The 25651-nt window shown below is 59.5% G+C and carries 21 protein-coding genes; 17 read left to right on the plus strand and 4 right to left on the minus strand.

Going from position 1 to position 25651, the window contains the following annotated elements:
• Positions 1 to 6 precede the first annotated feature (6 nt).
• Positions 7 to 1005 (plus strand): Gfo/Idh/MocA family protein, encoded by a 999-nt coding sequence (locus BQ8794_RS20830; protein WP_210189849.1) that lies wholly within the window; start codon positions 7 to 9, stop codon positions 1003 to 1005.
• 18 nt (positions 1006 to 1023) lie between these two features.
• A complete protein-coding gene (locus BQ8794_RS20835) occupies positions 1024 to 1710 on the plus strand; it encodes an SDR family NAD(P)-dependent oxidoreductase (protein ID WP_077380569.1) in 687 nt (228 codons plus the stop codon).
• A gap of 64 nt (positions 1711 to 1774) precedes the next feature.
• On the opposite strand, the gene BQ8794_RS20840 is transcribed toward BQ8794_RS20835, so the two are convergent.
• Positions 1775 to 2797 carry a LacI family DNA-binding transcriptional regulator gene (locus tag BQ8794_RS20840; protein WP_077380570.1) on the minus strand — a complete coding sequence of 341 codons (1023 nt, stop codon included), beginning with the start codon at positions 2795 to 2797 and terminating at the stop codon, positions 1775 to 1777.
• A gap of 164 nt (positions 2798 to 2961) precedes the next feature.
• Here BQ8794_RS20840 and BQ8794_RS20845 point away from each other — a divergent pair, with 164 nt between their 5' ends.
• From BQ8794_RS20845 to BQ8794_RS20915, 15 genes are all read left to right on the plus strand, one after another.
• Positions 2962 to 4179 carry a CaiB/BaiF CoA transferase family protein gene (locus BQ8794_RS20845; RefSeq protein ID WP_244555048.1) on the plus strand — a complete coding sequence of 406 codons (1218 nt, stop codon included), beginning with the start codon at positions 2962 to 2964 and terminating at the stop codon, positions 4177 to 4179.
• The gene (locus tag BQ8794_RS20850; protein ID WP_077380571.1) at positions 4179 to 5000 is read left to right on the plus strand and encodes a 3-ketoacyl-ACP reductase; all 822 of its coding nucleotides are present in this window, start codon (positions 4179 to 4181) and stop codon (positions 4998 to 5000) included. The genes BQ8794_RS20845 and BQ8794_RS20850 overlap by 1 nt, the downstream gene beginning before the upstream one ends.
• 74 nt (positions 5001 to 5074) lie before the next feature.
• Positions 5075 to 6547: a sugar ABC transporter ATP-binding protein gene (locus tag BQ8794_RS20855; RefSeq protein ID WP_174654496.1), complete on the plus strand. Its 1473-nt coding sequence runs from the start codon at positions 5075 to 5077 to the stop codon at positions 6545 to 6547.
• 11 nt (positions 6548 to 6558) lie between these two features.
• Positions 6559 to 8028: an aldehyde dehydrogenase family protein gene (locus BQ8794_RS20860; protein WP_077380593.1), complete on the plus strand. Its 1470-nt coding sequence runs from the start codon at positions 6559 to 6561 to the stop codon at positions 8026 to 8028.
• Positions 8029 to 8038: 10 nt separating this feature from the next.
• Positions 8039 to 8860, plus strand: coding sequence for a Cof-type HAD-IIB family hydrolase (locus tag BQ8794_RS20865; RefSeq protein ID WP_077380573.1), 822 nt, complete (start codon positions 8039 to 8041; stop codon positions 8858 to 8860).
• Positions 8861 to 8872: 12 nt separating this feature from the next.
• Complete coding sequence (locus tag BQ8794_RS20870; RefSeq protein WP_143744636.1) at positions 8873 to 9865, plus strand: ABC transporter permease; 993 nt, start codon at positions 8873 to 8875, stop codon at positions 9863 to 9865.
• 69 nt (positions 9866 to 9934) lie between these two features.
• Positions 9935 to 10882: a substrate-binding domain-containing protein gene (locus tag BQ8794_RS20875; RefSeq protein ID WP_095521360.1), complete on the plus strand. Its 948-nt coding sequence runs from the start codon at positions 9935 to 9937 to the stop codon at positions 10880 to 10882.
• Between the two features lie 63 nt (positions 10883 to 10945).
• Positions 10946 to 11908, plus strand: a complete 963-nt coding sequence (locus tag BQ8794_RS20880) for a dihydrodipicolinate synthase family protein (RefSeq protein WP_244555050.1) — start codon at positions 10946 to 10948, stop codon at positions 11906 to 11908.
• Positions 11905 to 12345, plus strand: a complete 441-nt coding sequence (locus tag BQ8794_RS20885; protein WP_077380576.1) for a MaoC family dehydratase — start codon at positions 11905 to 11907, stop codon at positions 12343 to 12345. Before BQ8794_RS20880 ends, BQ8794_RS20885 begins: the two co-directional genes overlap by 4 nt.
• The gene (locus tag BQ8794_RS20890; protein WP_077380577.1) at positions 12333 to 13988 is read left to right on the plus strand and encodes a GMC family oxidoreductase; all 1656 of its coding nucleotides are present in this window, start codon (positions 12333 to 12335) and stop codon (positions 13986 to 13988) included. The genes BQ8794_RS20885 and BQ8794_RS20890 overlap by 13 nt, the downstream gene beginning before the upstream one ends.
• Positions 13975 to 14763, plus strand: a complete 789-nt coding sequence (locus tag BQ8794_RS20895; RefSeq protein WP_077380578.1) for an enoyl-CoA hydratase/isomerase family protein — start codon at positions 13975 to 13977, stop codon at positions 14761 to 14763. Before BQ8794_RS20890 ends, BQ8794_RS20895 begins: the two co-directional genes overlap by 14 nt.
• A gap of 26 nt (positions 14764 to 14789) precedes the next feature.
• Positions 14790 to 16400 carry a GMC family oxidoreductase gene (locus tag BQ8794_RS20900; protein WP_077380595.1) on the plus strand — a complete coding sequence of 537 codons (1611 nt, stop codon included), beginning with the start codon at positions 14790 to 14792 and terminating at the stop codon, positions 16398 to 16400.
• Between the two features lie 39 nt (positions 16401 to 16439).
• Entirely contained in the window at positions 16440 to 16721 is a 282-nt protein-coding gene (locus BQ8794_RS20905) for a muconolactone Delta-isomerase family protein (protein ID WP_077380579.1), read from the plus strand.
• Positions 16722 to 16927: 206 nt separating this feature from the next.
• Complete coding sequence (locus tag BQ8794_RS20910) at positions 16928 to 18187, plus strand: glycerate kinase type-2 family protein (protein ID WP_077380580.1); 1260 nt, start codon at positions 16928 to 16930, stop codon at positions 18185 to 18187.
• A gap of 481 nt (positions 18188 to 18668) precedes the next feature.
• Positions 18669 to 19442, plus strand: coding sequence for an HAD-IIA family hydrolase (locus BQ8794_RS20915; protein ID WP_077380581.1), 774 nt, complete (start codon positions 18669 to 18671; stop codon positions 19440 to 19442).
• Positions 19443 to 19692: 250 nt separating this feature from the next.
• On the opposite strand, the gene BQ8794_RS20920 is transcribed toward BQ8794_RS20915, so the two are convergent.
• Genes BQ8794_RS20920 through BQ8794_RS20925 form a run of 3 tightly spaced genes read right to left on the minus strand, consistent with a single transcriptional unit; the run spans position 19693 to position 25388 of the window.
• Positions 19693 to 21798, minus strand: coding sequence for a M23 family metallopeptidase (locus tag BQ8794_RS20920; RefSeq protein ID WP_077380582.1), 2106 nt, complete (start codon positions 21796 to 21798; stop codon positions 19693 to 19695).
• A gap of 11 nt (positions 21799 to 21809) precedes the next feature.
• Complete coding sequence (locus BQ8794_RS34950; protein ID WP_143744637.1) at positions 21810 to 22598, minus strand: hypothetical protein; 789 nt, start codon at positions 22596 to 22598, stop codon at positions 21810 to 21812.
• Positions 22599 to 22628: 30 nt separating this feature from the next.
• Positions 22629 to 25388, minus strand: coding sequence for a hypothetical protein (locus BQ8794_RS20925; protein WP_077380583.1), 2760 nt, complete (start codon positions 25386 to 25388; stop codon positions 22629 to 22631).
• Positions 25389 to 25651: the final 263 nt, after the last annotated feature.

The following is a 25651-nucleotide window of genomic DNA, read 5'->3' on the forward strand; positions in this document are numbered from 1 at the left end:
GGAAGCATGGTGCTCAAAATCGGAATTCTGGGGGCCGCGCGGGTCGCGCCCATGGCGATCGTGGAGCCGGCTGCGAGACGCGAGGACGTCGAAATTGTCGCCATCGCGGCCGCTCGGCCGGGCAAGGCCGAAGCATTCGCCCGCGCGCACAACATACCCCGGTTCTATCGCAGCTACGAAGACGTCATCGCCGATTCCGAGGTCGACGTGATCTACAACGCCTTGCCACCCCATAGTCACGCTCGGTTTTCGATCCTTGCGCTCGAAGCGGGCAAGCACGTCCTTTGCGAGAAGCCGTTTGCCATGAGTGGTCCTGAGGCTCGAACTATGGTGGCGGCTGGAAGACGCTGCGGTCGACGGATCATAGAGGCGTTCCATGACCGGTATCATCCCATTTTTCTGTATCTCCTGGAATTGGTCGCGTCGGGACGCCTCGGGCGCATAAGCTCGCTCAAGGGTGTCTTCAATCACTCGATCGGTCCGGATGGCGGTGAGTTTCGTCACATTCCTGAATTCGGAGGTGGCGCGCTCATGGATCTCGGTTGCTACCCGGTCCACTGGTGCCGCTCGCTTCTCAACGAGGAGCCCTCAATAGTCGCGGCGCGCTGCAAGATGTCCGACACCGGCGTTGATGAGGAGATGAATGCTTGGTTGCGTTTTCCGTCGGGCGTCACCGCGGAAATCGAGACAAGGATGTCTCCTTCCTGGGATATGCATGCACGTTTCGAGGTAGCGGCCGAGCATGGGACAGTCATTCTGATCAACAGTCTCCTGCCCCATCGCGGTCATTCGGTGCTCGAAACGATCAACGGCAAATTCCGGGAATTCACGATCGCTGGAGGCACGACCTTCGACTATCAACTGGGTGCCATCGTGACCGCCATTCGCAGTGGATCGCCCATGCCGACTGAAGGCACAGACCCGATTGGCAATATGGACACGATCGATGCGATCTACCAAGCCGCCGGCGTAATGCGAGATGGCGTGGAACAGCTCATTTCCTGATTTTCTGAGGAGCAGATTATGTCTGTAGTGGTTATAACAGGAGCGGAACAAGGGCTGGGCCTCGCGCTGGCCAGGCTTTATGCCAATGACGGCTTCCGCGTCGTGGCCGGCTGCCTCAATCCGAATCTCGAAGGGATCGTCGCGCTAGCCGCTTCAAGCCCTCAGGTTGAGGTCATTCCCCTCGACGTCACCAGCGAAAGCTCGGTTGCCGCGTTCGGCGACAGGTTGTCCGGACAGGCCGTCGACCTTCTCATCAACAATGCAGGCATTCATCGTCGCAAGGGATCGGCACCCGAGAGCGTGGTCTTCAGCGACTGGGAGGACACGCTTCGCGTCAACACGCTGGGCGTGGCGAGAATCTCGTTTGCGCTACGCGCAAATCTCGTCATGGCGGCCCAGGCAAGGCTCGTAACCATCTCGAGCGATTGGGCTTCGGTTTCGCAACATCCCGGGACCGCTTACGACTACTGCTCTTCGAAAGCGGCGGTAAACAGCGTCATGCGGGGAATGGCAATGAACTGGGCCAAGGACGGTGTGATCATCTTGATGGTCCATCCAGGCTGGACGCGGACAAAGATGGGCGGGGCCGACGCTCCGCTTCTTCCGGAAGATAGCGCAAGTCGCGTGAAGTCGCTCATTTCACGAACGACGACTGCGGATAACGGGCGTTATGTCGACAACCTCGGCAGCGATATGCCGTGGTAGCCGGTTTCGTCTTCTTCCTACGCGGCGTGGTCCCGGCGGCATGGCTACCGCGCCGGAGGAGAGCCTAGTTCGCGCGACCAGGTCCCGTGCTCCCCCGCACGACCAGGCTGATAGGAAGCTCACGCTCTCTCAGGTGTCGGCGTTGCAGCGGTGATGCGAGAATGTAGTCAGCCGCAAGGCGGCCCATGTCCCGCGCCGGGACCTCCAGCGTCGTCAGCTCAGGCGCGGTAAGCACCGCGATTTCGAGGTTGTCAAAGCCTATGATCGAGATGTCCTTTGGAACAGCGAGGCCCGCTTCAACGCAATATTTGATCGCGCCCGCGGCGAGGATGTCGCTGCCGCAGAACACCGCGGTCGGACGTGGCGAAGAGGCCATCAGCATCTTCATCGAGCTACGGCCGTTCTCTATCTTGTAGGCGCCTTCGGCCACAGGAACCGAAGCAGCGTCGATATCCGCCTTGGCCAGTTCCCGCAGGAAGCCGTCCCGTCTACCCCTGGCCCGATCATTGTCCTGGGTGATGCCGGCAATCATTCCGAGCCTTGTGTGACCGAGATCGAGGAGATAACGCGCCGCGGCGCGCCCAGCCTTTTCATTGTCGAAGCCGACCGCGGCGCCCGCATCGGTCGCGGTAGAAGTGTAAGTAAAAACGTAGGCGACGCGCTTTTGTTCGAGCATGGCCAGCGTTTGCGGGCGGTGCTCGGCGCCGACCAACAATACTGCCTCCGCCCCCCTTTCAACGAGGAGCTTTGCCTGTTCGTATTCCAGGTCGATATCATAGGTCGATGTATTCAGGATAAGGGAGACGCCCTTCTCCGCCAGCCGCGCCTGAAGGGCGTCGACCATGGTTGCGTAGATCGCATGATCGAGGGTTGGAATGATGGCTCCAACCAACCGTGTACGTGTTGAACGCAGCGCCCGCGCCGACCCGTTTGGCACATAGCGCAGTTCCGCTGCGGCACGAATGACTCGTTCGCGCACGCTCCTATTGACAGTGGGATTGCCGTTAAGGACGCGGGAAACGGTGGCCGGCGAACACTCCGCCAATTTGGCGACGTCGATGAGCTTTGCGCCTTCCTCGTTGTCCATGCCTGCTTCCACCGCTGCCTTGAGAAACCGTTTTCTGATAGCTCATTTTTCGTAGCTTAGCACCGGTTTTCTTGCTTTTCTGTGCATAAGTCACTTGACACAAGGAGGTAATTTCAAGAAAACGATTTCTCAAGGCCGTTCTCAGAAGGCCAGAGGGAGCGAAGATGCTGCTTAACGGCATAAAGATCGTAAGTTTCTGCCATTTCCTGCAGGGGCCCGCGGGCGCACAGTATCTCGCCGACATGGGCGCCGACGTTATCAAGGTTGAGCCAATCTATGGAGCCCATGAACGGCATTGGTCTGGCGCCGATGTGTTCGTCGAGGGAATCAGTGGCTTCTATTTGTGCGCAAACCGGAATAAGCGCTCGATTGGCGTCGACCTCAAGACACCAGAGGGCAAGGACGTTGCTCGTCGCCTGATCGCCAGCGCCGACGTGGTGATGGAGAACTTTCGACCGGGCGTCTTTGCCAAATTGGGCTTCGATACCGCCGCCCTCGACGCTCTCAACCCAAACTTGATCTTCGCGTCCGCAAGCGGATTTGGTTCGACCGGGCCCATGGCGAATAAGCCTGGTCAAGACCTGCTGATCCAGGCCCGGTCGGGACTGATCGGAGTGACTGGCGCACCGAAGCAGGGTCCAACGCCTGTTGGCGCGGCAATTATCGACCAACATGGCGGCGCTCTCCTCGCAATGGGCATACTAGGGGCTCTTGTGCGCCGTCTCCGGGACGGAAAGGGAACGCGGGTAGAGGCTAGTCTGCTGAATTCCGGCATCGATCTTCAAGGCGAGGCACTGGTGAACTTCTTGGCCGGCAACTTTACGCGAAAGGTTCTTGATCGTGAGGAGAACCTTGCGACTTGGTTTCACGCGGCACCTTATGGGGTTTACAAGGCGAGCGACGGTCACGTCGTGATCTCGCTCTGCGACCCGGCAACATTGGCCGAAGCGCTCGAGAGCGAAAGTCTCCGCGAGTCCGTAGATATAGACAGGCTCGGCGACCGCGACGAATATGCACAGCGGCTGAACAGTGTGACTGCGAAACTGTCTGTGGCCGAACTCGATCACCGCTTCCAGGAACACGGGATCTGGTCGGCGCCAATCCAGTATTACGACGAACTGCTGTCTGATCCGCAATTGGTTCATTCGGAGGTGTTCAGGCAGGTTTCCGTGCGAGGCCGCACCATTCACCTGGTCAACCACCCAAACCGGTACGACGGCAAGGTTCCTGAGCTTCGCGTGCTTGCACTTGAGATTGGTGAACATACCCGCGAGATCCTCGCTGAACTCGACTACCAGCAGGCTGAAATCGAACAACTGTTGCGGTCCAAAGCCGTCGTTGCGTCGCGTGGTGAAACTCTGACCGCAAGGCAAGCCTCATAATGCTGGTAAAATCCTCACAGCATTCGATTTCCCCCAAGGGTCGTGAGCCAGGAGACCGGGGCGTCGCAATCGTGACCGGCGGGCGCAGGGGCATTGGCCGCGCGATCTGCCGTGAACTCGCCTCGGCTTGTTTCGACCTCGCCGTTGTCGACGCTGTCGACGACGAGAGCAGCCATGTGACTGTCGATCTCCTAAGAACGACTGGTTGCAAGGTTTCCTTCTACAAGCGCGATATCACTCAGACCGAAGGGAATTCTGATTTCATATCCCGTGTCGAAGCCGAGCTCGGCGCGGTGACTTGCCTGGTCAACAACGCCGGGATTCAGGTCGCCGTCCGTGGCGATCTCCTCGATGTCACGGAGGAGAGTTTCGACAGGTTGCTCAACGTCAACCTGCGGGGGACCTTCTTCCTCACGCAGGCGGTAGCCAAAGCCATGCTGGCACGGTCGGCTGGCCGGCATGACAGGACGATCATCACGATCACTTCGGCCAACGCTGGTCTGGTCTCGCCGGAAAAAGGACCCTACTGCATCTCAAAGGCCGGCCTGTCGATGGCCTCTCAACAGTTCGCACTTCGCTTGGCAGACGCCGGGATCTGCGTTCATGAGGTGCGTCCGGGCCTCATCCAGACCGACATGACGGCCGACGTCTATGAGCGCTACACGAGCCAGGTCGAAGGTGGCGGGCTTTCCGCGATACGGCGCTGGGGGCAACCTGAGGACATAGCACGCGGCGTGGCCGCGCTTGCGGTCGGCGCGATACCTTTCAGCACTGGCGACATCTACCACATCGGCGGCGGTATGCAGATTCATCGGCTATGACGAAAGCTCCTTTTTCACCTCAACGAGAAAACGATTTCTCAAAACAAAAGGCGGCTCCCGCGCTGGTCCTTGAGATGCGGCGCATTCACAAAAGATTCCCCGGGGTTAATGCGCTGAAAGACGTCAGCTTCACCGTCAGCCACGGCGGCGTCCATGGTGTCATCGGGGAAAATGGGGCGGGCAAGTCAACGCTGATGCGGGTTCTCTCGGGGGCCTACATCGCGGATGAGGGCGAGGTGGTGGTTGACGGAAAGGTGGTGCCGTCCCCTACCCCCGACGCCATGCTGCGCCTCGGCATAGCCGTGATCTATCAGGAACTCGCCCAGGCGCCTCACCTGACAGTCGCCGAAAACATTTTCCTAGGTCGCCTCACGAAAACCAAACTGGGGACCGTCGATTGGCCAGGCGTCAGAGAGGGTGCCCGGGAAGTGCTCGGTCGACTTGGCTTCGACGTAAGTCCTGAAGCCCGCATTGACCAAATCAGCGTGGCCCAGCGCCAGATGGTCGAGATTGCAAAGGCGATCGCACGCGACGCACGGATCATCGTTCTCGACGAGCCGTCAGCCGTGCTTGGTGATTCCGAGCTTGCGCATCTGTTCAACATAATTCGGCGTCTGAGCCGTGAGCATGGCGTCTCGTTCATCTACATCACCCATCGCCTGAAGGAATTGTTCGAGATCTGCGATGACGTCACCGTCATGCGCGACGGCGAGGTCGTGGCATCAACGCCGATCGCCTCGACGAATACGGGCGAACTCATCCGGCACATGGTTGGACGTGAGTTGAAGGATGTCTTTCCGAAACGTGTCGAACCTGGGAGCGAAATCAGGCTGCGGGTCAGCAACCTGACGCGCGATGGTATTCTCGACAACATCTCGTTCGATGTCCGCCGTGGCGAAATACTCGGTGTTTGCGGGCTCGCGGGATCTGGGCGCACGGAGGTCTTGCGTGCCATCGCCGGTGCCGATCGTATCGATGCCGGCTCCGTCGAGGTCGATGGCAAGGCGGTCTCAATCGACACGCCCCAAAAGGGCCTCGCTGTCGGAATTGGACTGCTCCCCGAGGACCGAAAGACAGAAGGTCTGTTCCTCGACCAGTCTGTCGGCTTCAACATTACCGTCTCAAAGCTTGGACTGGTTAGCTGGCGGGGCCTGATCCGTCCAAGTAGCGAGAACTCGGTGGTTTCCCGGTTTATCCGTCAGATGCGGATAAAGACGCCCGCAGCGGGAACCAAGGTGCGCACTCTTTCGGGCGGCAATCAGCAGAAGTGCGGCATCGCGCGCCAGTTGCACGCCGGCAATGAAATCCTGCTCGTCGACGAGCCGACGCGCGGAGTCGACGTCGCCGCCAAACGAGAAATCTATGACCTGCTGGTCGAACTCACGGCGACGCGCGGAAGCAGCGTGGTGATGGTCTCGTCCGAACTGCCGGAAATCCTCGGTCTTTGCCACCGGATACTTGTGATGCGCCAAGGCTGCGTGGCGGCCATTCTCGAAGGTCCCGGCGCCACCGAAGAACAGATCATGTCCCACGCGGTCTGGCATTGAAGGAAAAGCAGATGAGCATACGAGACTACAAGCATTTCATTGGCGGCCGCTACGTTGACGGCGTCGGCACGGACTCCATTGAGCGCGTGTCTCCCGCCAACGGACAAACAGTTGCACGCTACGCCAGGGGAACCACCGGCGACATCGACCTTGCGATTGAGGCGGCACGCACTGCATTCGACGAAGGTCCGTGGCCGCGAATGAGCGGCATGGATCGCGCAAATATCCTGCACGCCTGGGCGGACCGTCTTCGGGAAAACAAAGACCGTCTCGTTCGTATCGAGGTCGAGGAGGTCGGCAAGCCTATCCGCTTCGCGCGTGGCGACATTGACGGCGCGATCGGCCTTATACGCTACGCGGCATCGCTCGCACTGCAGATGTCAGGGTCGGCCTATACCAATCTCGGGGAAAACAAGACTGCGATGATCATGCGAGAGCCCGCCGGGGTTGTCGCGTTGATCACACCGTGGAACTTTCCGGCTTTGATCGTGGCCCAGAAAGCCCCGTTTGCACTGGCGGCCGGCTGCACCGTGGTGCTGAAGCCAGCCGAGTTCACCTCCGGCAGTGCGTTCGAGATGGCGGCATTGGCCTTCGAGGCCGGCGTGCCCGCCGGGGTCTTCAACGTGGTCAGCGGACAAGGCGCCGCGATAGGCGACCACCTCACCTCACATCCCGGGATCGATTTTGTCTCCTTCACCGGATCGACGCGCACTGGCCATCGTGTTGTCTCGAATACGGGGCGCAATCTCGTTAAGTCCTCAGTTGAGCTTGGGGGCAAATCCGCAAACATCGTCTTTGAGGATGCAGACCTCGACGCGGCTATAGACGGCGCGCTGATGGGCGTGTTCTTCAACAATGGCGAATGCTGCATTTCCGGATCGAGGCTTTTCGTTCAGTCCAGCATTGCCGACGAATTCGTCAAGAAGGTCGTCGATCGCTCCTCTCGCGTGAAAGTCGGCGATCCATTCGACGAGGCCACAGACGTCGGGGCGCTCATCGATGACCAGCATCTGGCGAAGGTCGCCGCTTTCGTAAAGTCCGGCATCGATGAAGGGGCCGAACTCGTGCTCGGCGGCGGCATTGCAGCCGGGACTGGCGGGCATTTTCACGAAGCCACGATCTTCGATCGCGTCGATCCGAGGATGACGATCTTCCGCGAGGAGATCTTCGGACCGGTACTGAGCGTCACCCGTTTTGACTCCGTCGCAGACGCAATTCGGCTTGCGAACGATACGATCTATGGCCTGGCAAATTACGTCTGGTCCAGGAACATCAACACGGTCATGACCGTAGCAAAGCAGCTGAGAAGTGGCCTTGTCCAGGCAAACACGGTGATTGATGGCGCCCCGCAGCTACCGCTTGCCGGGGTGAAGGGATCGGGCTTCGGGTACGAAATGGGCCAGGCGGGTTTTGAGGAGTTCACGCAGCTCAAGACCCTGCTCATTCACACAGGTCCCCGCACCCCGATATTTGGCAGTTGAGGACTTGGCGATGCCCGATCTGCGCCTCTTTGTCACCGACGTCGACCGGACGCTTTTGACCCACGATTATGCTCTTCCGGCTCGCGTGTCTGCAGCCCTGCGCTCTCTTCGTGGTGCCGGCGTGGCGGTCGTGCTGGCCAGTGCCCGGTCGCCGGCAGCGCTGAGGCCGTATGCGGAGGGCCTGGGCGTCACAGACCTTGCGATCTGCTTCAACGGTGGTTGGATCGGCAACGTCGCGACTGGGGCGTCAATTTTCCAGGCACCGATTGAGAGGGCCGCCGCGCTTGCGGCGATGATCGAGGCCAAGACTGAGGGCGTGAACCCCATGTGGTTTACGACGTCAGGGATTTACGTACTGGAAATCACTGAGAGCATCCGCCGCGAAGCGGAGATCACCCGTGAAGCGCTCCACGTCGTAGCCAATCCTGCCGACCTGCCTGACAAGCCAGGCAAGATCATGTGCGTCGCAGCCAATCCCGGCGACTTATCGGGCTTTCAACGATTGCGGGAGCGCCTGGGCTCCGAGCTTTCAGTCGCCTCCTCGCACACACGGCTGCTGGAGATCGGACCGCTCCAAGTCTCGAAACGATCTGCGCTCGAGACCCTGGCAACTCGGTTGAACATCACGCGAGCGCAGTGCGCAGCTGCTGGCGACGCCGAGAACGACATCGAGATGCTGGAGTGGGCGGGCGTTGCCGTGACCGTGGCCAACGCCCTGACCGCCGTCAAGCGCCTCTCCGGATTCGTCGGCCCTTCCTGCGACCAGGGAGGATTGGCCGATGGCGTCACTTGGCTGTTGAAGCATCAGGCACATGCGCGCGCGGTTATCTAAGGGAGGAAGAACATGGAAATCACGGCGCGAGACGTTGCCCCGGGTTCAGTGGCGGGCATTTCCCGCAGGATGCGCTCCTGGGCACAAGGCATCGGGCTCTTGTGGGTGCTGCTGATTCTCTGCGGGGTCGCGATCTATCTCTCCCCCAGCTTTCTGCAAACCGGCAATCTGCTCAACGTCGGTCGTCAGGTTGCCCTGTTCGGCATCGTCAGCGTCGGAATGACTTTCGTCATCCTGACACGTGGCATTGACCTTTCCGTCGGCTCGATCGTCGGGGTGACATCCGTGAGCGCAGCAATGATGCTGGCCGCCGGCGTGTCGATCCCAATCGTTGTCCTCGCAGCACTCGCTATCGGCGTTTTGTTCGGCATCTTCAACGGCGTTGGTGTGGTCGTCCTGGGCATGCCGCCCTTCATCATGACACTCGGAACGCTGGTGATGGGCAGAGGCATCGCCATGACGATCGCCGACGGTCAGCCCAAGAGCCTCGGCTCGGCCGCAGATGGATTCCATTTTCTTGGTGGCGGGTTCCTGCTGGGAATCCCGGTCCCGATCTGGATCTTCGTGGCGATCGTCGCAGTAGCGTATTTTGTGCTGCGTCACACTGCTTTCGGCCGCCAGGTCTACGCAGTGGGCTCGAATGCCGAGGCCGCGCGCCTCGCGGGCATAAATGTCCCCCGCGTGCTGATGAGCGTCTATGTCATATCCGGCCTGCTCTCGTCCTTGACGGCACTCATCTTCGTTTCCCGGCTCACCGTCGGTGAGCCGACCGCCGGGACGAACCTGGAACTCGAAGCGATATCGATCGTGGTGATCGGCGGCACCAGCCTGTTCGGCGGAGAAGGCGGCGTGGTCGGGACCGTGATCGGCGCCGCGATCATCGCCCTGATGGCCAACATCCTCAATTTGCTCGGCATTTCGCCCTTCACGCAGCAAATCGTCAAAGGTGCGATCATCCTCGCAGCCGTTGGCTTCGAGGTCATGCGTCACCGGAAGGGCAGATAGGCATCTTTGTCCGGCGAGCCTCGACAATGGTGACGAGGACGCTGGGGCAGAGGAAACTGGGAGGTAGAAATGGAACTTACACGCCGCAGAACACTGACGCTCATGGCCAGCGCCGCCGCTATTCCACTGATCGGAATTGGCAGAAGGGCATTCGCTGACGACAAGATCAAAATCGGCTTCAGCCAATGTACATTGAACCATCCCTGGCGTGTTGCGCAGACCAACGTCAACAAGGCGTATGCCGATGCGAACCTGAAGGATGTCGAACTCGTCATCACCGACGGCAACAACGATTCCGGCAAACAGGTGTCCGACATCGAGAACCTGATCGCTCAGGGACCGAAGGTGCTGATTGTGTCGCCGCTCACTGCCGACGCACTGACACCCATCGTGAAGCAGGCCATGGAGAGCGGGATCGCCGTGGTGACCCTGGATCGTAAGGTCAACACCAAGGTGACGTGCCACATCGGCGCGCTCAATCTCCCGATCGGCGCGGCAGCCGCGGCCTTCCTTGCAAAGAAGCTGGGCAACAAGGGCGCCATCATCGAGCTTCAGGGCACGGCTGGCGCATCGGCCACGACAGACCGCAACAAGGGCTTTGTCGATGAACTAGCCAAGACCCCCGATCTCAAGATCGTGGCGACACAAAATTGCGACTACACGCGCGACAAGGCGGTCAAATTCATGGAGGACATGGTGCAGCGCTTTGGCGAAGGCGAGATCCAGGCCGTCTATGCCCACAATGACGAAATGGCGCTTGGCGCCATCCAGATCCTCGAAGGCGCAGGACGTCTTAAGGACGTTCTGGTGATCGGCATCGACGGACAGAACAACGCCATCGACGCGGTTGCCGCCGGCAAGCTGGCAGCGACATTCACCTATCCGTATGTGGCGCCGGAGGGCATCGAATATGCCTACAAGATCGCGAAAGGAGAAAGCGTCCCGGAAGAGGTGCTCCTCGAATCCGTCGCGATTACCGCCGAGAACGCCAAGGACATGATCGGCAAAGGATTCTGAAATCGAGGAAGGGGCCGCCGCACGGATTGCGCGGCCCCTTCGATCATAGGCAAGGAGATTAGAGTGACCAGTATCGCATTCGAGCCGAAGGGGGTGATCCCCGCCTGTCTGATGCCATTCGACCCCAATTTCGCGATCGACGAGAGGGCGTATCGGCGACACTTGAACGATATCGCGGCGGTCGACGGCGTCGACGCTATCGCCATCAATGGCCATGCCGCTGAGGTCCACGCGCTGACTATCGAGGAGCAGCATCGGGCCGTCGCCGTGACGGTCGAGGAGCTCGCTGGCCAGGGCGTGGCCACACTCGTCGGAATCTATTCGAATTCGAGCCTTGAGGCCGGGCGTCTTGCGGCACGCGCGCAGGCCGAAGGCGCACAGGGCCTGCTCGTCTTCCCACCCGATTTTATGGCGCTTGGCGGACATTTGCGCCCGGAAATGTCGATCGAGCATCTGAAGCACATCACGGGAGCCTCAGACCTCCCGATCATCCTGTTCCAGTACCCGCTCATCTCCAATCTTTCCTATCCTCTGTCCACATTGATCGATCTCTGTGTCCGCTTCCCGTCGATCCGCGCGGTGAAGGACCAGATCGGCGACGGCAACCAGCACGAACGGCAGATCCGCGAACTCAAGGCCTTGGACCAACCTGTCCGGACATTGACAACACACAGCGCGTGGCTTCTGGGGTCGCTCGCGCTGGGCTGCGACGGACTACTCTCAGGCGCTGGAAGCGTCATTCCCGACCTTCAGGTCGCGCTCTTTCGCGCGGTGCAGTCCGGCGACCTGACGCAGGCGCAGGCCGTCAACGACCGGATTTACCCGATGGTCCGCGCATTTTACGATGCGCCGCTCCTCGATATGCACAATCGCATGAAGGAGGCTCTGGTGCTGCTCGGCAAGCTCGAGCGTGCCGTTGTGAGGCCCCCATTGATGAAGCCTATTCCGGCGGAAATCACCAGGATCGGCAAGATGCTGTCCGCCGCTGGCATCACCGGCAATACAGTCTATGGATACGCGGCATGACGTCGGCGAGCCAATTCTACCTCAATCCGGGCGATGAGGTGGTCCTCGAGCGCGAAGTGACCGAGAGCGCGGTAAGAGCCTTCGCAGATGTCAGCGGCGATCACTCTCCAAATCACGTCAATGATGGCGAGATGGAGGGTTCCCCTTATGGGGGGCGCATCGCCCATGGAGCGCTGCTCGTGGCCTACATGTCGGCCTGCTCAACGGAAATCGTCGAGCGAGTTCCGGATGTGCGGGCGACCGAAACGCCGGTCTCACTTGGCTATGACCGAATCCGCTTCCTCCTCCCCGTCCGGATCGGCGACAGGGTCACCCTCAGATACACGGTTCGCGAAATCGACGCGCAACGCCGCCGCGCCCGCTCCGACATTGTAGTCACCAATCAGAACAACGAGACTGTCTGTGTGGGGGAGCACATCCTGAAATGGGTTCGCTAGGCAGACAAGACCCGACCTACGACTACATCGTGGTCGGCGGCGGATCATCCGGCTGCACGGTTGCCGCCCGCCTGTCGGAGGATCCTGATTGCAAGGTCCTGCTGCTGGAGGCCGGCGCCCGCGACTGGAACCCTTACATCCACCTGCCTGTCTGCTACTACAAGACGACCAAGGGCCCCCTGACCTGGGATTTCGCGCTGTCATCGCAAGTACATCAGGATGGCATAACGCCGCCCTACACCCAGGCGCGAGTGCTTGGGGGTGGCAGTTCGATCAATGCGCAGGTTTATATCCGGGGCGTAGCGGCGGATTATGACCACTGGGAGGCGTCCGGTTGCCCGGGGTGGTCCTATCAGGACGTGCTGCCTTATTTCATGCGGGCCGAAGCAAACGAACGCTTCGCGGACACCTACCATGGCACGGACGGGCCTCTGGGTGTCTCGGACCAACGCCATACGCATCCCTTGTCCAAGGCCTTCATCAAGGCGTGCCAGGAATACGGCATGCCCTACAATGCGGACTTCAACGGCCACGACCAACGCGGCACAGGCCTCTATCAAGTCACCAACCGCAATGGTCGCCGCTGCAGCGCGGCAGTCGCGTATCTCGGAGCCGCGCGCAAGCGCCCCAACCTCGAAGTCCGGACCGGCTGTGTCGTCCGCCGCATCGTGATCGAAGGCGGACGCGCAGTGGGGATCGAGGGCGTGACAGGCAAGCGGCCATTTTTTGCGCGGGCCGAGCGGGAGGTCGTGCTCACAGCCGGGGCCATCAGCACGCCCAAACTGCTGATGCTGTCCGGCATAGGACCAGCGAAGCACCTTTCCGCCCATGGCATCCGGTCTGTCGTCGACCTGCCCGGCGTTGGGCAGAATTTCCACGACCACCTGGACATCTTCATGATGTACAACGTTACCCGCATCGAGAGCTATGACGTCTACAAGAAGGCCCATCGGCAGGTCTGGGCCGGGCTGCAGTATGCGCTATTCCGCAATGGTCCGATCAGCGCGACCGTAGTTGAGGGCGGGGCTTTCTGGCCGGCGGATGGGAACGATCCCTCGACCGACATCCAGTTTCACTTCCTTGCCGGAACCGGGATCGAAGCCGTCACGGGAGATCAGTCAACGGGGAATGGATGTACACTGAATGCCTACCTCGTCCGGCCGCGTTCGCGAGGCACTGTCTCGCTTGCAAGCGCCGACCTCGCGAGGGCGCCGGTCATCGATCCCAATTTCCTATCGGAAAAATTTGATCTCGATCATACCGTCGAGTCAGTGCGGATCGGTCAGGACATCATGGCCCGGCCTTCGATGTCGAAGTACATCGCCAACGAGTTCATGCCCGGGCCTGCTGTTCGAAATCGGGCCGACTACGAGACCTACGTCCGCCGGGAAAGCCGTTCCGGTTATCATCCAGTCGGCACATGCCGGATGGGCGAGGACGACCTGGCCGTCGTTGATCCTGAACTCAGAGTGCGCGGGGTGGATGGGCTACGCGTCGCCGACGCGTCGATCATGCCACGTCTGGTATCGGGCAACACGAACGCGCCCACGATCATGATCGGGGAGAAGGCATCTGACCTCCTGAAGGGTAACCGCAAAGCGATGACTCCAGTTACGACGGGACTTGCGTATGCAGCGGAGTGAATCCATCACCCGCCTCGTTCTGGCGGAGCGAAAGGAGCGGGTTCTGGTTGTCACGCTCAACCGGCCCGACAAGCTCAACGCGCTGTCGAAGGAGCTTCTGGGCCAGTTGGCGGCGTGTCTGACCGAAGCCGAAGCCGATCCGACACTTGGATGTGTTGTCTTGACTGGTGCCGGCCGAGCCTTTTCGGCGGGAGCAGACATTGCAGACATGCTCGTTCGGGGCGTTGCCTCCTATACCGATCCCGAACGGCTGGAATCATGGCGATCGGTCGAGGCTTTTTCAAAGCCCCTGCTTGCGGCAATCAACGGTTTTGCGTTCGGAGGTGGACTGGAACTCGCCCTGCTATGCGACATAGCCCTGGCCTCCGAAACGGCGACCTTTGCATTCCCGGAGATCAGGATCGGTTCCTTTCCGGGCGATGGCGGCACGCAACGCCTGCCGCGGCTCGTGGGCAAATCCTTTGCTATGCAGATGATCCTGACGGGACAGACGATCGATGCGCAACTTGCCGAGCACAAGGGCATGATCAGCGAGGTCGTGCCTGCGAATCGCCTTGTGCAGAGAGCTCTGGAAATCGCCAATGCGGTCGCTGCGAACTCGGTTGCTGTCGCGCCCTTCGCCAAGCGCGCTGTCCTCGCCGCTGACCGGATGGCCCTGCCCGAGGGCCTGCGACTTGAGCATGAACTGACGACCGAGGCGTTCGGGCTCCACGACCGAACGGAGGGGTTGAGAGCCTTTGCGGAGAAGCGACCGCCTGTATTCATGGGTCGTTGACGAACCGGGAAAACCGGGAGGAAATGATGTGGGACTATATCGTGATCGGGGCAGGCTCGGCGGGTTGCGTGCTCGCCAACCGACTGAGCGAAGACCCCGCCGCCAATGTGTTGTTGCTCGAAGCGGGTAGCCGGGACTGGAACCCCATGATCCATATTCCGGGGGGCATCGGCAAGCTGTTCGGGCGTGGCGTGAACTGGCGGTTTCATACTGTTCCGCAGCAAAATCTTGACGGCCGCTCGGTGTGGTACCCGCAGGGGAAAACGTTGGGTGGATCAAGCTCGATCAACGCAATGATCTACATCCGGTGCCAAAAAGAGGACTATGACAATTGGGCCTCCTTGGGAAACCGGGGTTGGTCTTACGAAGATGTCCTGCCCTACTTCCGGAAGTCCGAGGACAACGATCGCCTATCCAACAGGTATCATGGACAGGGCGGACCGCTGTGGGTCTCCGACCAGGTCAGCCCGCATCCGCTGACCAAAGCCTTCGTGAGAGCCGCTCAGCAATATGGCCTGCCGTTCAACCCGGATTTCAACGGCGAAAGCATGTATGGCGCCGGATTCTATCAGGTGACTTGCCGGGACGGCCGCCGGCGCTCAGCGGCTGTCTCCTATTTGCGCCCCGCCCGCACCCGCAGGAACCTGACCGTCAGGACTCGTACACGGGTGACGCGCATCGTCATCGAAAACGGCAAGGCGGTCGGCGTGGAGCTCGACGGGGGCCGCGAGATCCTACGAGCGAACCAGGAGATCCTCGTTTCGAGCGGGGCGATCAATTCTCCCCGGCTTCTGTTGTTGTCTGGGCTAGGTCCCGCGGATGAATTGAAAGCGCTTGGCATAGCGCCGGTCGCGGACGTGAAGGGTGTCGGCCGAAATCTCCAGGATCACCTGTGTACAAACGTGCACGTCACACTAAAGCAGCCTATCAGCTACGATGGGCACGATCGCTTTCCTCGGTCGATGCTGCACGGGATGCGCTGGCTGCTCTATCGTAACGGGCCAGCTGCTTCCGTAATCGTCGAAGGGGGCGGTTTCTTCCAGACGGAAAATGCCACTCGTCCCGACCTGCAGGTCCACATCGCGCCTGCTACCGTGGTGCGTGGGGGGCAAACGCGGCTTCCCGGCGCACGAGGCTTTACCATCAACTCGACATTTCTGCGGCCAAGAAGCGTCGGGTCGGTCCGGCTTCGATCGGCCGATCCAGTCGCGGAGCCGCTGATCGATCCCAACTACCTCGCAGATCCTTATGACCGCGGCATGGCCCTGAACTCAGTGCGGTTGATCCGCGAGGTCCTTTCGCAGCCCGCGATCGCTAGGTTCATCGAGGCTGAGCGGCTCCCCGGCCCGTCAGCTCAAACCGATGACGAGATCATGGCCTATGTCCGGCAATATGCATGCTGCGACTACCATCCCGTCGGCACCTGCAAGATGGGCGTGGACGACATGGCCGTCGTCGACCCCGAATTGCGGGTGAGAGGCATCGAAGGGCTGCGTGTCATCGACTCCTCAATCATGCCGGTGCTGATCAGTGGCAACACCAACGGTCCTGCAATGATGATCGGCGAGAAGGGCGCCGATCTTGTCAAAGGCAACCAGATGGCAGTTCCCATTGCCCCGCTTGCCGCGGTTGCATGAATCGACGTCCTCCTGGCGCCAAAGTGGAGTGGCCTAAAAATGCAGTTCCTAATATTGTCCCGGCGGCGAACAAGTGAATTCACTGCAGCCGAGTTCGACGAATTGGCTAAACAGGAGGCGGACCAGGCGCGGCAGTTGTACGGGCTCGGCTTCACAAGACAGCTGTGGCATCGAGGCGATCAAGGCGGGGCCTGCCAAATCGCGGAGGCGGCCGATGAGGTCGAGGTCAGAACCAAGCTCGCGACACTGCCGTTCGCGAAGGCCGGAATGCTGGACTTCGAGATCGTTCCTTTGAAGCCGTATGCGGGGTTCTACACGTGAACATCTGGCCAAGACCTGGCTGACCAATAGGTCACGCGAAAACCATTTGAAAAACCGCCGTTGCCCTGCCTGAGGGACGCGACGATGCCGCCTACCCGAATGGAAAGACCGGCCTCGCAGCGGAACTGCCAACTGCCGCAGGCAAAAGGTCGATGGCAGCCCTCCCTTCCATTAGTCAGCAATGAGGCAAGTAGGAGATTGACCGCATGTTCGATCCCAAGTCGTTCCTGGCCTCGATCTTCTCCGCCGCCGTCGCGGCAGCTAATCCGGACCGGATGATCCGTGACTATCTTCCGCCAAGACCCACGGGCCGGACTATCGTAATCGGCGCGGGCAAGGGCTCCGCCCAAATGGCGTCGGCATTCGAGAGGGCTTGGGCCGCACCGATGGAGGGTCTGGTCGTAACTCGGTACGGCTTCGGCGCTCAGTGTGAGCGTACCGAGATTATTGAGGCAGCGCATCCGGTACCCGATGCCGCCGGCCTAAATGCATCGAAGCGCATTCTTGAGAAGGTTTCTGGTCTGACCGCCGATGACTTGGTTGTTGCGTTGATCTCGGGCGGAGGTTCAGCCCTGCTTCCGTCACCTGCCCCAGGTCTGACGCTTGCCGACGAAATCGCCGTCAACGAGGCATTGCTCGACTCCGGCGCTCCGATCATGGCCATGAACGCCGTTCGCAAGCATCTCTCGACGATCAAGGGGGGGCGGCTTGCACTCGCCGCGCATCCGGCCAAGGTCGTCTCGTTGATCATTTGCGATATTCCAGGCGACAACCCGGCGCTCGTGGCTTCTGGGCCGACGGTGCCCGACCCTGCCGATCGGGCCGACGCGCTGAACTTCATAGCGACGTATGATGTAAGATTGTCCGCTAGAGTGATGGCGCATCTCAATTCTGCTGTTGCCGACGCGCCCTCGCCATCCGATCCTCGCTTTGTCGGAAACGAGGTGCACGTCATTGCGTCCGCCGCCGTCTCTCTCGAAGCCGCTGCGGCTGAAGCGCGTAAACACGGCGTCGAAGCGGTCATTCTGTCGGATGCGATCGAGGGCGAAGCGCGGGAGGTGGGTCAGGTGCATGCGGCGATAGCGCGAGAGGTTGCGATCCGAAACCGCCCTTTCCCCAAGCCTGTTGTTATCCTCTCTGGCGGGGAAACAACGGTAACACTCCGTGCGAAGGCCAAGGGCGGCCGCAATAGCGAATTGCTGCTTTCCTTCGCTCTCGGCATCGATGGGCTATCCAGCGTTAGCGCCCTGGCCGCCGACACGGATGGCATAGACGGTTCGGAGGACAATGCTGGCGCCTTCGCCGATGGATCGACAGTCGCACGGATGCGCGGGGCCGGCTTAGACGCCAGGGCCATGCTCGCCGGGAACAATGCCTGGACGGCTTTCGATGCCGTCGGAGATTTGTTTGTGCCGGGTCCGACGGGCACCAATGTAAACGACTTCAGAGCTATATTCGTGCGGTGACCATCTACACCGGCATCGCTCAGCGAGGCATGCGGTGGATGGTGTCCGACCATGTCACAGTGCGAACATCCGGCCGACTAAGCGGGCCGAGCTCAAACGTGCAGATGGCCTGGCGTGGCGGGCAACATCCCGTGAGATGTGACGGCCGCTCATTTGATGCACACCAGTCGGGCGCTTCTGCTCGAACTGCATCTTCCTCGCCTTAACCCGGCCGGACGGCAGTTGTCAGGGCCGCTGCAATCGGCGTCTGTCAGAGGCACCTCGTCCCAGCCAACGATACACCGTCCGGCGGGCGATCGGATGCACCACCAACCCTTTTTTACGCTGCTACTTCCAATTGCCGCAACAGAGATCAGTAGTCCTTCCCGCACGGCTCTGAATCCGTACATTCGCCTGCATTCTTGCCTCGAAGGCCAAACCCGGTGGCGCCGACATTTTTCAGGCAGTAAATCCACCCGAGGAGATTGAGAGTTCAGATCCGATGATCATCGCGCACCTGCTCGACATGGACGGGGTCCTAGTCCGGGGCAGTCAACCGATTGAAGGCTCGGTAGACTATGTCGCCGGACTGGTCGCCGAGGGTCGGCCGTTTCAGATCTTCACCAACAACTCACGCTTCACGCCGGAAGATCATGCTGAGCGCTTGAAGGCCGTTGGCTTCCCTGTATCGCCCGAGCACGTCTACACATCGGCGCTTGCCACCGCACGGTTCGTCAATCTGCAAAGACCCGGAGCCTCCGCTTATGTCATCGGCGACCATGGCCTGGTCGATCCCCTACGGCGTGCAGGCTGCCGGATTACGGAGTTTAGCCCCGACTTCGTGATCCTCGGCGACACCACTTCGTATCACTACGAGCAGATCGCCACTGGCGCCGAGCTTGTGGCAAGAGGCGCATGGTTTCTCGCCACTAATCCCGACGCCACTGGCCCGACTGAGCGTGGCTTTCACCCCGCCTGCGGCGCGGCGGCAGCACTCATCGAGAAGGCCACAGGCCGTCAGCCCTATTTCGTGGGAAAGCCAAACCCATTCATGATGCGAAGCGCGCTCGAGCGGCTAGGCGTGAGTGCGGCCGATACGGTCATGGTCGGTGACAGAATGGATACGGACGTAATCGCCGGACTGGAATCGGGCATGAAGACAGCCCTTGTACTTACGGGCGTCAGCACGCGCGCTGACATGGAGCGGTTCCCATTCAGACCGGACCACGTGATCGAGCGTCTCGCCGATTTAGGCCAGTTCCTTATGAGTAAATGACACTCCCCAAGAAAATTGCGAGCAATGCCCGTCACCCCCTCATTGACATCAGCAGCAAATTGAAATCCCCATAGCCATCGCCTGTGGCCCGCGGGTTCCTTCCTCGGGGACTTTCGTACGCCTCCCGGCGCCCGAAACTCTTCACGGCAGCAGACTGGCAGCTCTTGGCGTCCGAAAAGCGGTAGCGGACGTTCAGCCGGCGCCCCTAATTGGCGATTGGCGCATGTCGTAAGAGCACAGGTCAGTCACCCTAATTTGGCCTCTCGTCACTCGATAAAGGAACCCCGACCGCATTTTCGAGCTTTTTCAACCGAGCTGAGACGCCTGAAAAGAGCCGGAAAAGTTCCTCAATTTGATCTGGCTCTGCGGTATCCCTCAAATGGTCCTCTTCTGCGGTGGCGGGCTCAACGCGGACTCCCGCAATAGGGGTGACGCAGTCAGGTTGTGCGAAATTACAAGGGTCTTGATAAAACTCGACCGACTTAACAGCGTCCGGAATTCCGTCGTAGAACGAGGCGATGTAGTCATCGCCAAATTTGAGGCCTCGTTCAAACGCGCTACGCGTAAGAACTGCCGGTCTCCCGGACTCGTGGCTATACATTGTGCGCATCCAATTCCACGCAACATCTAACTCTGCGAGATTGAGTTCTTCGTCCACGTTCACCCTGCGCCCGAAATAGTCGCTTGCGAAATCACGTCCGTTTGCAAATCCGACGTAGCCGCGAAGGTAATTAGCAACGCGGTTGCAGGCGTCCCGCGCTGGAACCTCACCGGCGGCCTCGATACCGCCTGGCGTCGGGCGCATCTGGGAATCACAAGCCGCCGGGTCAACGCCCGCCATGCTATGGGCGACCGTGCGCGGCTTTATCCTGAGGCCGTCCGTAAAACGGGCGCGTTTCTTGATCCACACCCAGGATATCGCCGCTCCTGCTTCGTCGGTTTGAACGGATGGAATGAGACCACCTTTGCTGTCGGTCAAGCCTCCTTCGCGAGCCAGCCCGGGAAACCCGGCAAAATACGGAAGAAGCCGGATGACCCCCTCCCCATCGGGGTAGAATGTGATAGCAAGAAAATTCCGCGTCTTCTCCGATAGCGTGATGCGGTCGTTCGGGACCACATGGGAAACGGGCGCGTTCGACGGGCTGACTCTTTCAATATAAGTGAAGCGGAGAACCTCATCCACAGAACCAGTCGTCGCACAGGTGGGATCGCGTTGTGGCCGCTTCCCGGTTAGTTCGATCACCGGGTTGCCATTTTCTTCGAACGACTTGCCAAATACATCGAATACAGCCACGCCGCATCGCGAACTATAGTGCTTTGCTTGCCCTCGCACGTTGCCGGCTTCGTTTACACCAGTGAAGAGCATTGGTTCGACCGCAACGACATCCTTCACTGCTGCTTTCGGACGGTAATAGACAAAGGAGCGGGCTCCGGTGACGTTGTCGGCCACCAGCCCCATGACGGAGCAGTTGTGAAGCCATAGGCTGCTGAAGGCATTCCGGTCCACGCCCGACGGCGCATCACCCAATTGAATGCCCGCGCAACTCGTTTGGGGCACAACCACGGGCTGGGGTCTTGGACCGGGCACCCCTGTCTCTCGTATAGAATCACGCGTGAGTTCGCCATTTTGGACGCCGTCGGGCAAACCCCAAGCGCGCCGATACGCTGCTATGAGTGAGGGATATACGTGGTAAAGTCGACCTTCACCCACCGTACCTGTGTAGGCATGAAAATGGAGGTGTCGGGATGTCGAACAAGAGCCACTCATAAAGCATGAGACTTTTCCCAGCACCTGACCCTTGACGACAACATCTCCCTCGTCAATGCCCGCGTCCCGAATCGAATTGGGGTGCATGTGAAGATATTGCACTGTGTGTGTGCCGTTCTTTATGCTCACCGTGGTGTTGGAGGTAATGCTGGTCACCACACCGCCTTCGACAGCGATAACATTCCATTTTTTGTCCGAATTGTCGTTGGCGCGGATGTCGACTCCTTGGTGGCCGATACCACTTGGGCAAGCTTGCACTTTCCATGCCCGCGGCTCACATTGGTTGTCTCTATGGGGGTAATTGAAGAGCTTCGGATCATTGCTCCAACTCAAACCATGATAGGTGGATAGTTGCGTGCCGATATAGGCATGCAGGCCTGTTCCTGAGCCAACCTCCATCGGGAAGATCCAGTCCGGGAACGTCACTGCCCGACTCCCAATTCCGCCAACGGTCTTGGGCAAAATGTCACCTGGCGCGAAGTACGTCAGTTCCTGTGCTTCAGCAGGGTGCTTCGGCAGCAGGTTCGCTGCCGCGACTGCGCCGAGGAGGATTAGGAGCTTGAGGGGTAACCGCGAACCTGTCGCCATGTATGGCCTCCTTATTTGGTCGGATCTCCGGCTATGACGACCAATTGCTTCCCGAGAGCTCTCAGTCCTGATTCGCTATTGCAAAAGGTGCGGCTCTCGGGAGTCACGCAGTCGACCGTCAAACTGTAAGGAAGATTGCCGAGAGTGACGGTCAATACAGGGGTACCTTTATCTTTCACTGCAGGGGCACCTGTAGGGCCGACTTGGTTTAATAGGTTGCCCTCCGGATCAATCGCAGTGCCCGCATTTTCATCGTGAAAGTTAAGCTCGGTCGTTCCGCTTTCCTGCACTTGGCCTGCAGGGGCAGCCGCCGGGTCGGGTTCGTTGCGGTTTCCCTCTAGAACAAGCTTGATACAGCCGAAGTTAATGGTACGGACGTACCAGCTGCCTGGGATTAGCCCAGCAGCTTGTTCAACGGTCTCGGGTACGGTTTTTATTTGCGGTTTTTCGGTAGTGCATGCGGGCCAATCGGGAACTCGATTCTTTAGCGTAGGAATTGGCCCCGCGGTCGCTCCTGGGGCATTTTCGCCCGTGCCCAGTATTCCTAACACGGGCAAAAGCCAAACGATTGACGTACTAGGTTCACTCGGCCCGGCTCCCGGTTCCGCTGCTGCCGCTCCAGGAGCACGGAAGGCAGAGCGATAGGAGTTGAAGTAGGTGTCGGTCCATCCAACGTCCCGAAGGCCTTGGGCAGCCGATCCGGTGGCGATCACGCAGGATATGGCTGCGTAGGCCAGCAATGTCTCCATTTTGCAAGTCACCAACCAAGCCTCCTTCTTAGAAGCAACAACGAAATCCATTGGACCGTCGCCCGACGGTTCTACACAGCCTCATGGTTGTACAGTCGACGCCTGGATACGAAGCGCATAGGGCGGCCCATCGTTAACCACAGATGACGCAGCCGGCCCGGTGCTTGTTAGAACTTCTATTCGCAAGCGTCCCTCCTTGAACAATGCACTTTCGCCTGGCCTGAGGGTTTTCGTTTCGTCCGCCACAGTCACCGTGACGTCTGGCGATGCATCCTGTCCCGTTGATTGGCGCGCAGTTATATCTGCCTGCTCGATCGCCAGTTCGACCGGCTTGGTGCCTGCCTCGAGCGTGTCGGCCAATACGTCGCCTCCTTCGGAATAGACTAGCCGATCGACACGTTCGATCGGTCCGCCTTCCAGGCGAAATTCGATCTCTGGTTCGGGCGCCGGTGCCCCCGCCGCCCCCGGCCTCAAAACTCCGTCACGCGTGACCAACAGATTCTCATCAGATCCCGCGTCGATCTGAATGTCGTCGAGCACACGACGGCGATGCGCCTCTCCCCATTTTTGATCCGCAAGCCGTTCAAGTTGAGTCCGAATATGCCCTTCTGTGGTCACGTTGGGTTCCGCCGCCCCAGCGGCCCCTGGCTCCTGAAAAGCGAACGAATTCGGGTCAACACCCAACCCACCCGGAATATCTTGGCCGTAGGGAGCTTGGGCGTCTTTCTTCTGATCGTTTACCGTGTGTTTTTCACCAAGGCGCTTATTTAGCGCCGGCGGCAAGAGCTCGATTACAGAAGCCTGGGTCAGTTGCGTTTCCGTGAGTTGAACTCTTTCGCGCACTTCGGAATCCGAGCTTGGCAAGCTGGGTGCTGCTGAGGGGCTGGGGGCTGTTTCAGCCGCTGCAGGGTTGACGACAGTGCTGGGGCTAGCAGACACAATCGGGACTCCACCTTCGTCCGGCGAGACGGTGCCGTTTGTTTGCGGGCCATCGAACTGAAGCGACGTCCAGTTCGCATGATCGGTGAAATGCTTGCCCTCAGGGCAATACACTTGCGAACATCCCTGTATCTTTCCAAAAATCTTTAACTCGCGCGCCTTAACCACGTCATCCATGTCGCCGTCCTCGTTAAGGTCGATTGGATGTCCACATAGCCCGACATGCTCATTAAAAGTGTCTTGGGGGTTGGCCAACGAGCGGCCAAGCCCCTCAGAGAACGCCGGAAGCATCATATCCAAAGATGCGTTGAAGGCTGCCCCGCTTTCCTCGAGGGCATGATCGCGCTGATAATAGGCGTGGTAACATGTAGGATTTTGCTTCCTCCAGGCGTCGTCGTAAAACTTGGACGCACGATACAACCAACTGTAGCTCATTGAACTCCAGTAAAACGGCTTGTTTTCCAGGTGGTCTGCACCACCATGCCACTGGGCAAGATTGTGACCGAACTCGTGCATGAGTACCTCAGCTCGAGCCCGCATGGATTGAAGGTCCGGAATTCGGTCGATTGCAATAAGGAAGTCGTCGCCACCACGATTCCTCAGATGGTCTATGTCACTCTCGCCGGTATTGCCGTTAGCGTGACGGAATCCCCAAATTCCATAGTGGAATAATCGGCCACGAATCGCGCTGTCAAAATGCTGAGACTTCAAATCGGCGAAAAGCGCATATCTCTCGCTCTGCCGCTGCTCCTGCGTGAAGGCAATAGTATCGACCCACGGAACGCTTCCGCTTGTGTCAAACTTCAGGCCGATGCCGTTGTCTCCAAACGGGTTGAGAATGGGCGCATTGGCAAAGACAAACTCCACGACCTCAAAAGGCGTCCTCGCAAAATTCTGCTCAACAGGAATTTCATCGGAACGCGGAATTATACGTCGAACTGCCTTAGGTAATGGGTTTAGCAGCCCGTCCATGATATCTAGTTCGACCAGGATATCTTTCCGATGGGGATCTACGCCGAAGGGCGCCAGGTCTAGATCAGCGTTGCCGTCTCGGTCGAAGTCTATTGGCGCCGTTTCCCAAATATCGGGGATAGTGTCTCCGTCGCTGTCGAGCCCGTTTGGCTCGGTCGGCAGCTTGTAGAAGCGGGCCGGACTGGTCTCGCCGCCCCTATTTCGTACCGACACCACGATTGTCTCTCCAACGGGCCGTGCGTCGAGCGGAACAACATGGCTCAGATAATGGCGGATGGGGTAGCCAAGCGCCTCCGGCTTCATGCCATACAAGTCCTTGCGCAGCGCTTTGTGCGCCTGTGACGCGACCGCTATATCATTGATGAGGACCGTGGCACCGACGTCAATATTCGCGCCCTGAACATAAAGCGTTGCTCTAACAGTTGCGCCGTCGAAGACAGCGTCTACGAGCGCGACATCATCAACACGCGGTCGAGTATCGACATACTCATCGGTGACGTTGAACGTAAGACCCACACTCTGACCGGAAGCGTGGACGAGATGCAAAGTATGGGATCCAAGCGTCGCGTCGTGTGGAACGGAGAAAAAAGTCGCCCCAGCGATTGGCATGGCCATCTCAACTGGACCCTCTCGATTGGCGTCCCACATTATCGTCGCGCCTTCTAGCCCCAATCCGTGGACCTCGACCAGCGTCGACGACGGTCCTGTATGCGGCTCCAAGCTCTCGACGGCTGGTTGCGCGACAGCTTGCGTGGTGAGTACCACCGCCGCAACGCCCATCAGAAATTCCGTGGCTCGCCGTATCGCAAAATTCCTGGGGCGGCGGATCTCTTGGCAGTGGAGCTTTGTGCCCAAGCGGTAAGCGCGCGTGCCAACAATCGGCAGCCAAATAACGCGCCAGCCGAATATACGGAAGACGTTAATCTTCATGACACACGCCCAGAAACAGGAACCATGCGGGCATTTGGCCGAACTAGTACTTTTCAGGAATATTCGATGACTGTCAACTTATATCCTAGTTCGGCAGTGCATCAGTTTAACTGATGCACTGCCCCTTGTCCCCGCTTTGCCTGCGGGTGGGCGGATCTCGTACCAGGCGAGCATCGAGTACAAAGGCCATTGGGCAGGAAAAGTGTTAAATCGTGCTGCGCGTTATAGCGAGCATCTGCGAGCTAAGTGCCGTGCTTGCAGCG

It is taken from the genome of Mesorhizobium prunaredense, assembly GCF_900156895.1.
Lineage (GTDB): Bacteria > Pseudomonadota > Alphaproteobacteria > Rhizobiales > Rhizobiaceae > Mesorhizobium > Mesorhizobium prunaredense.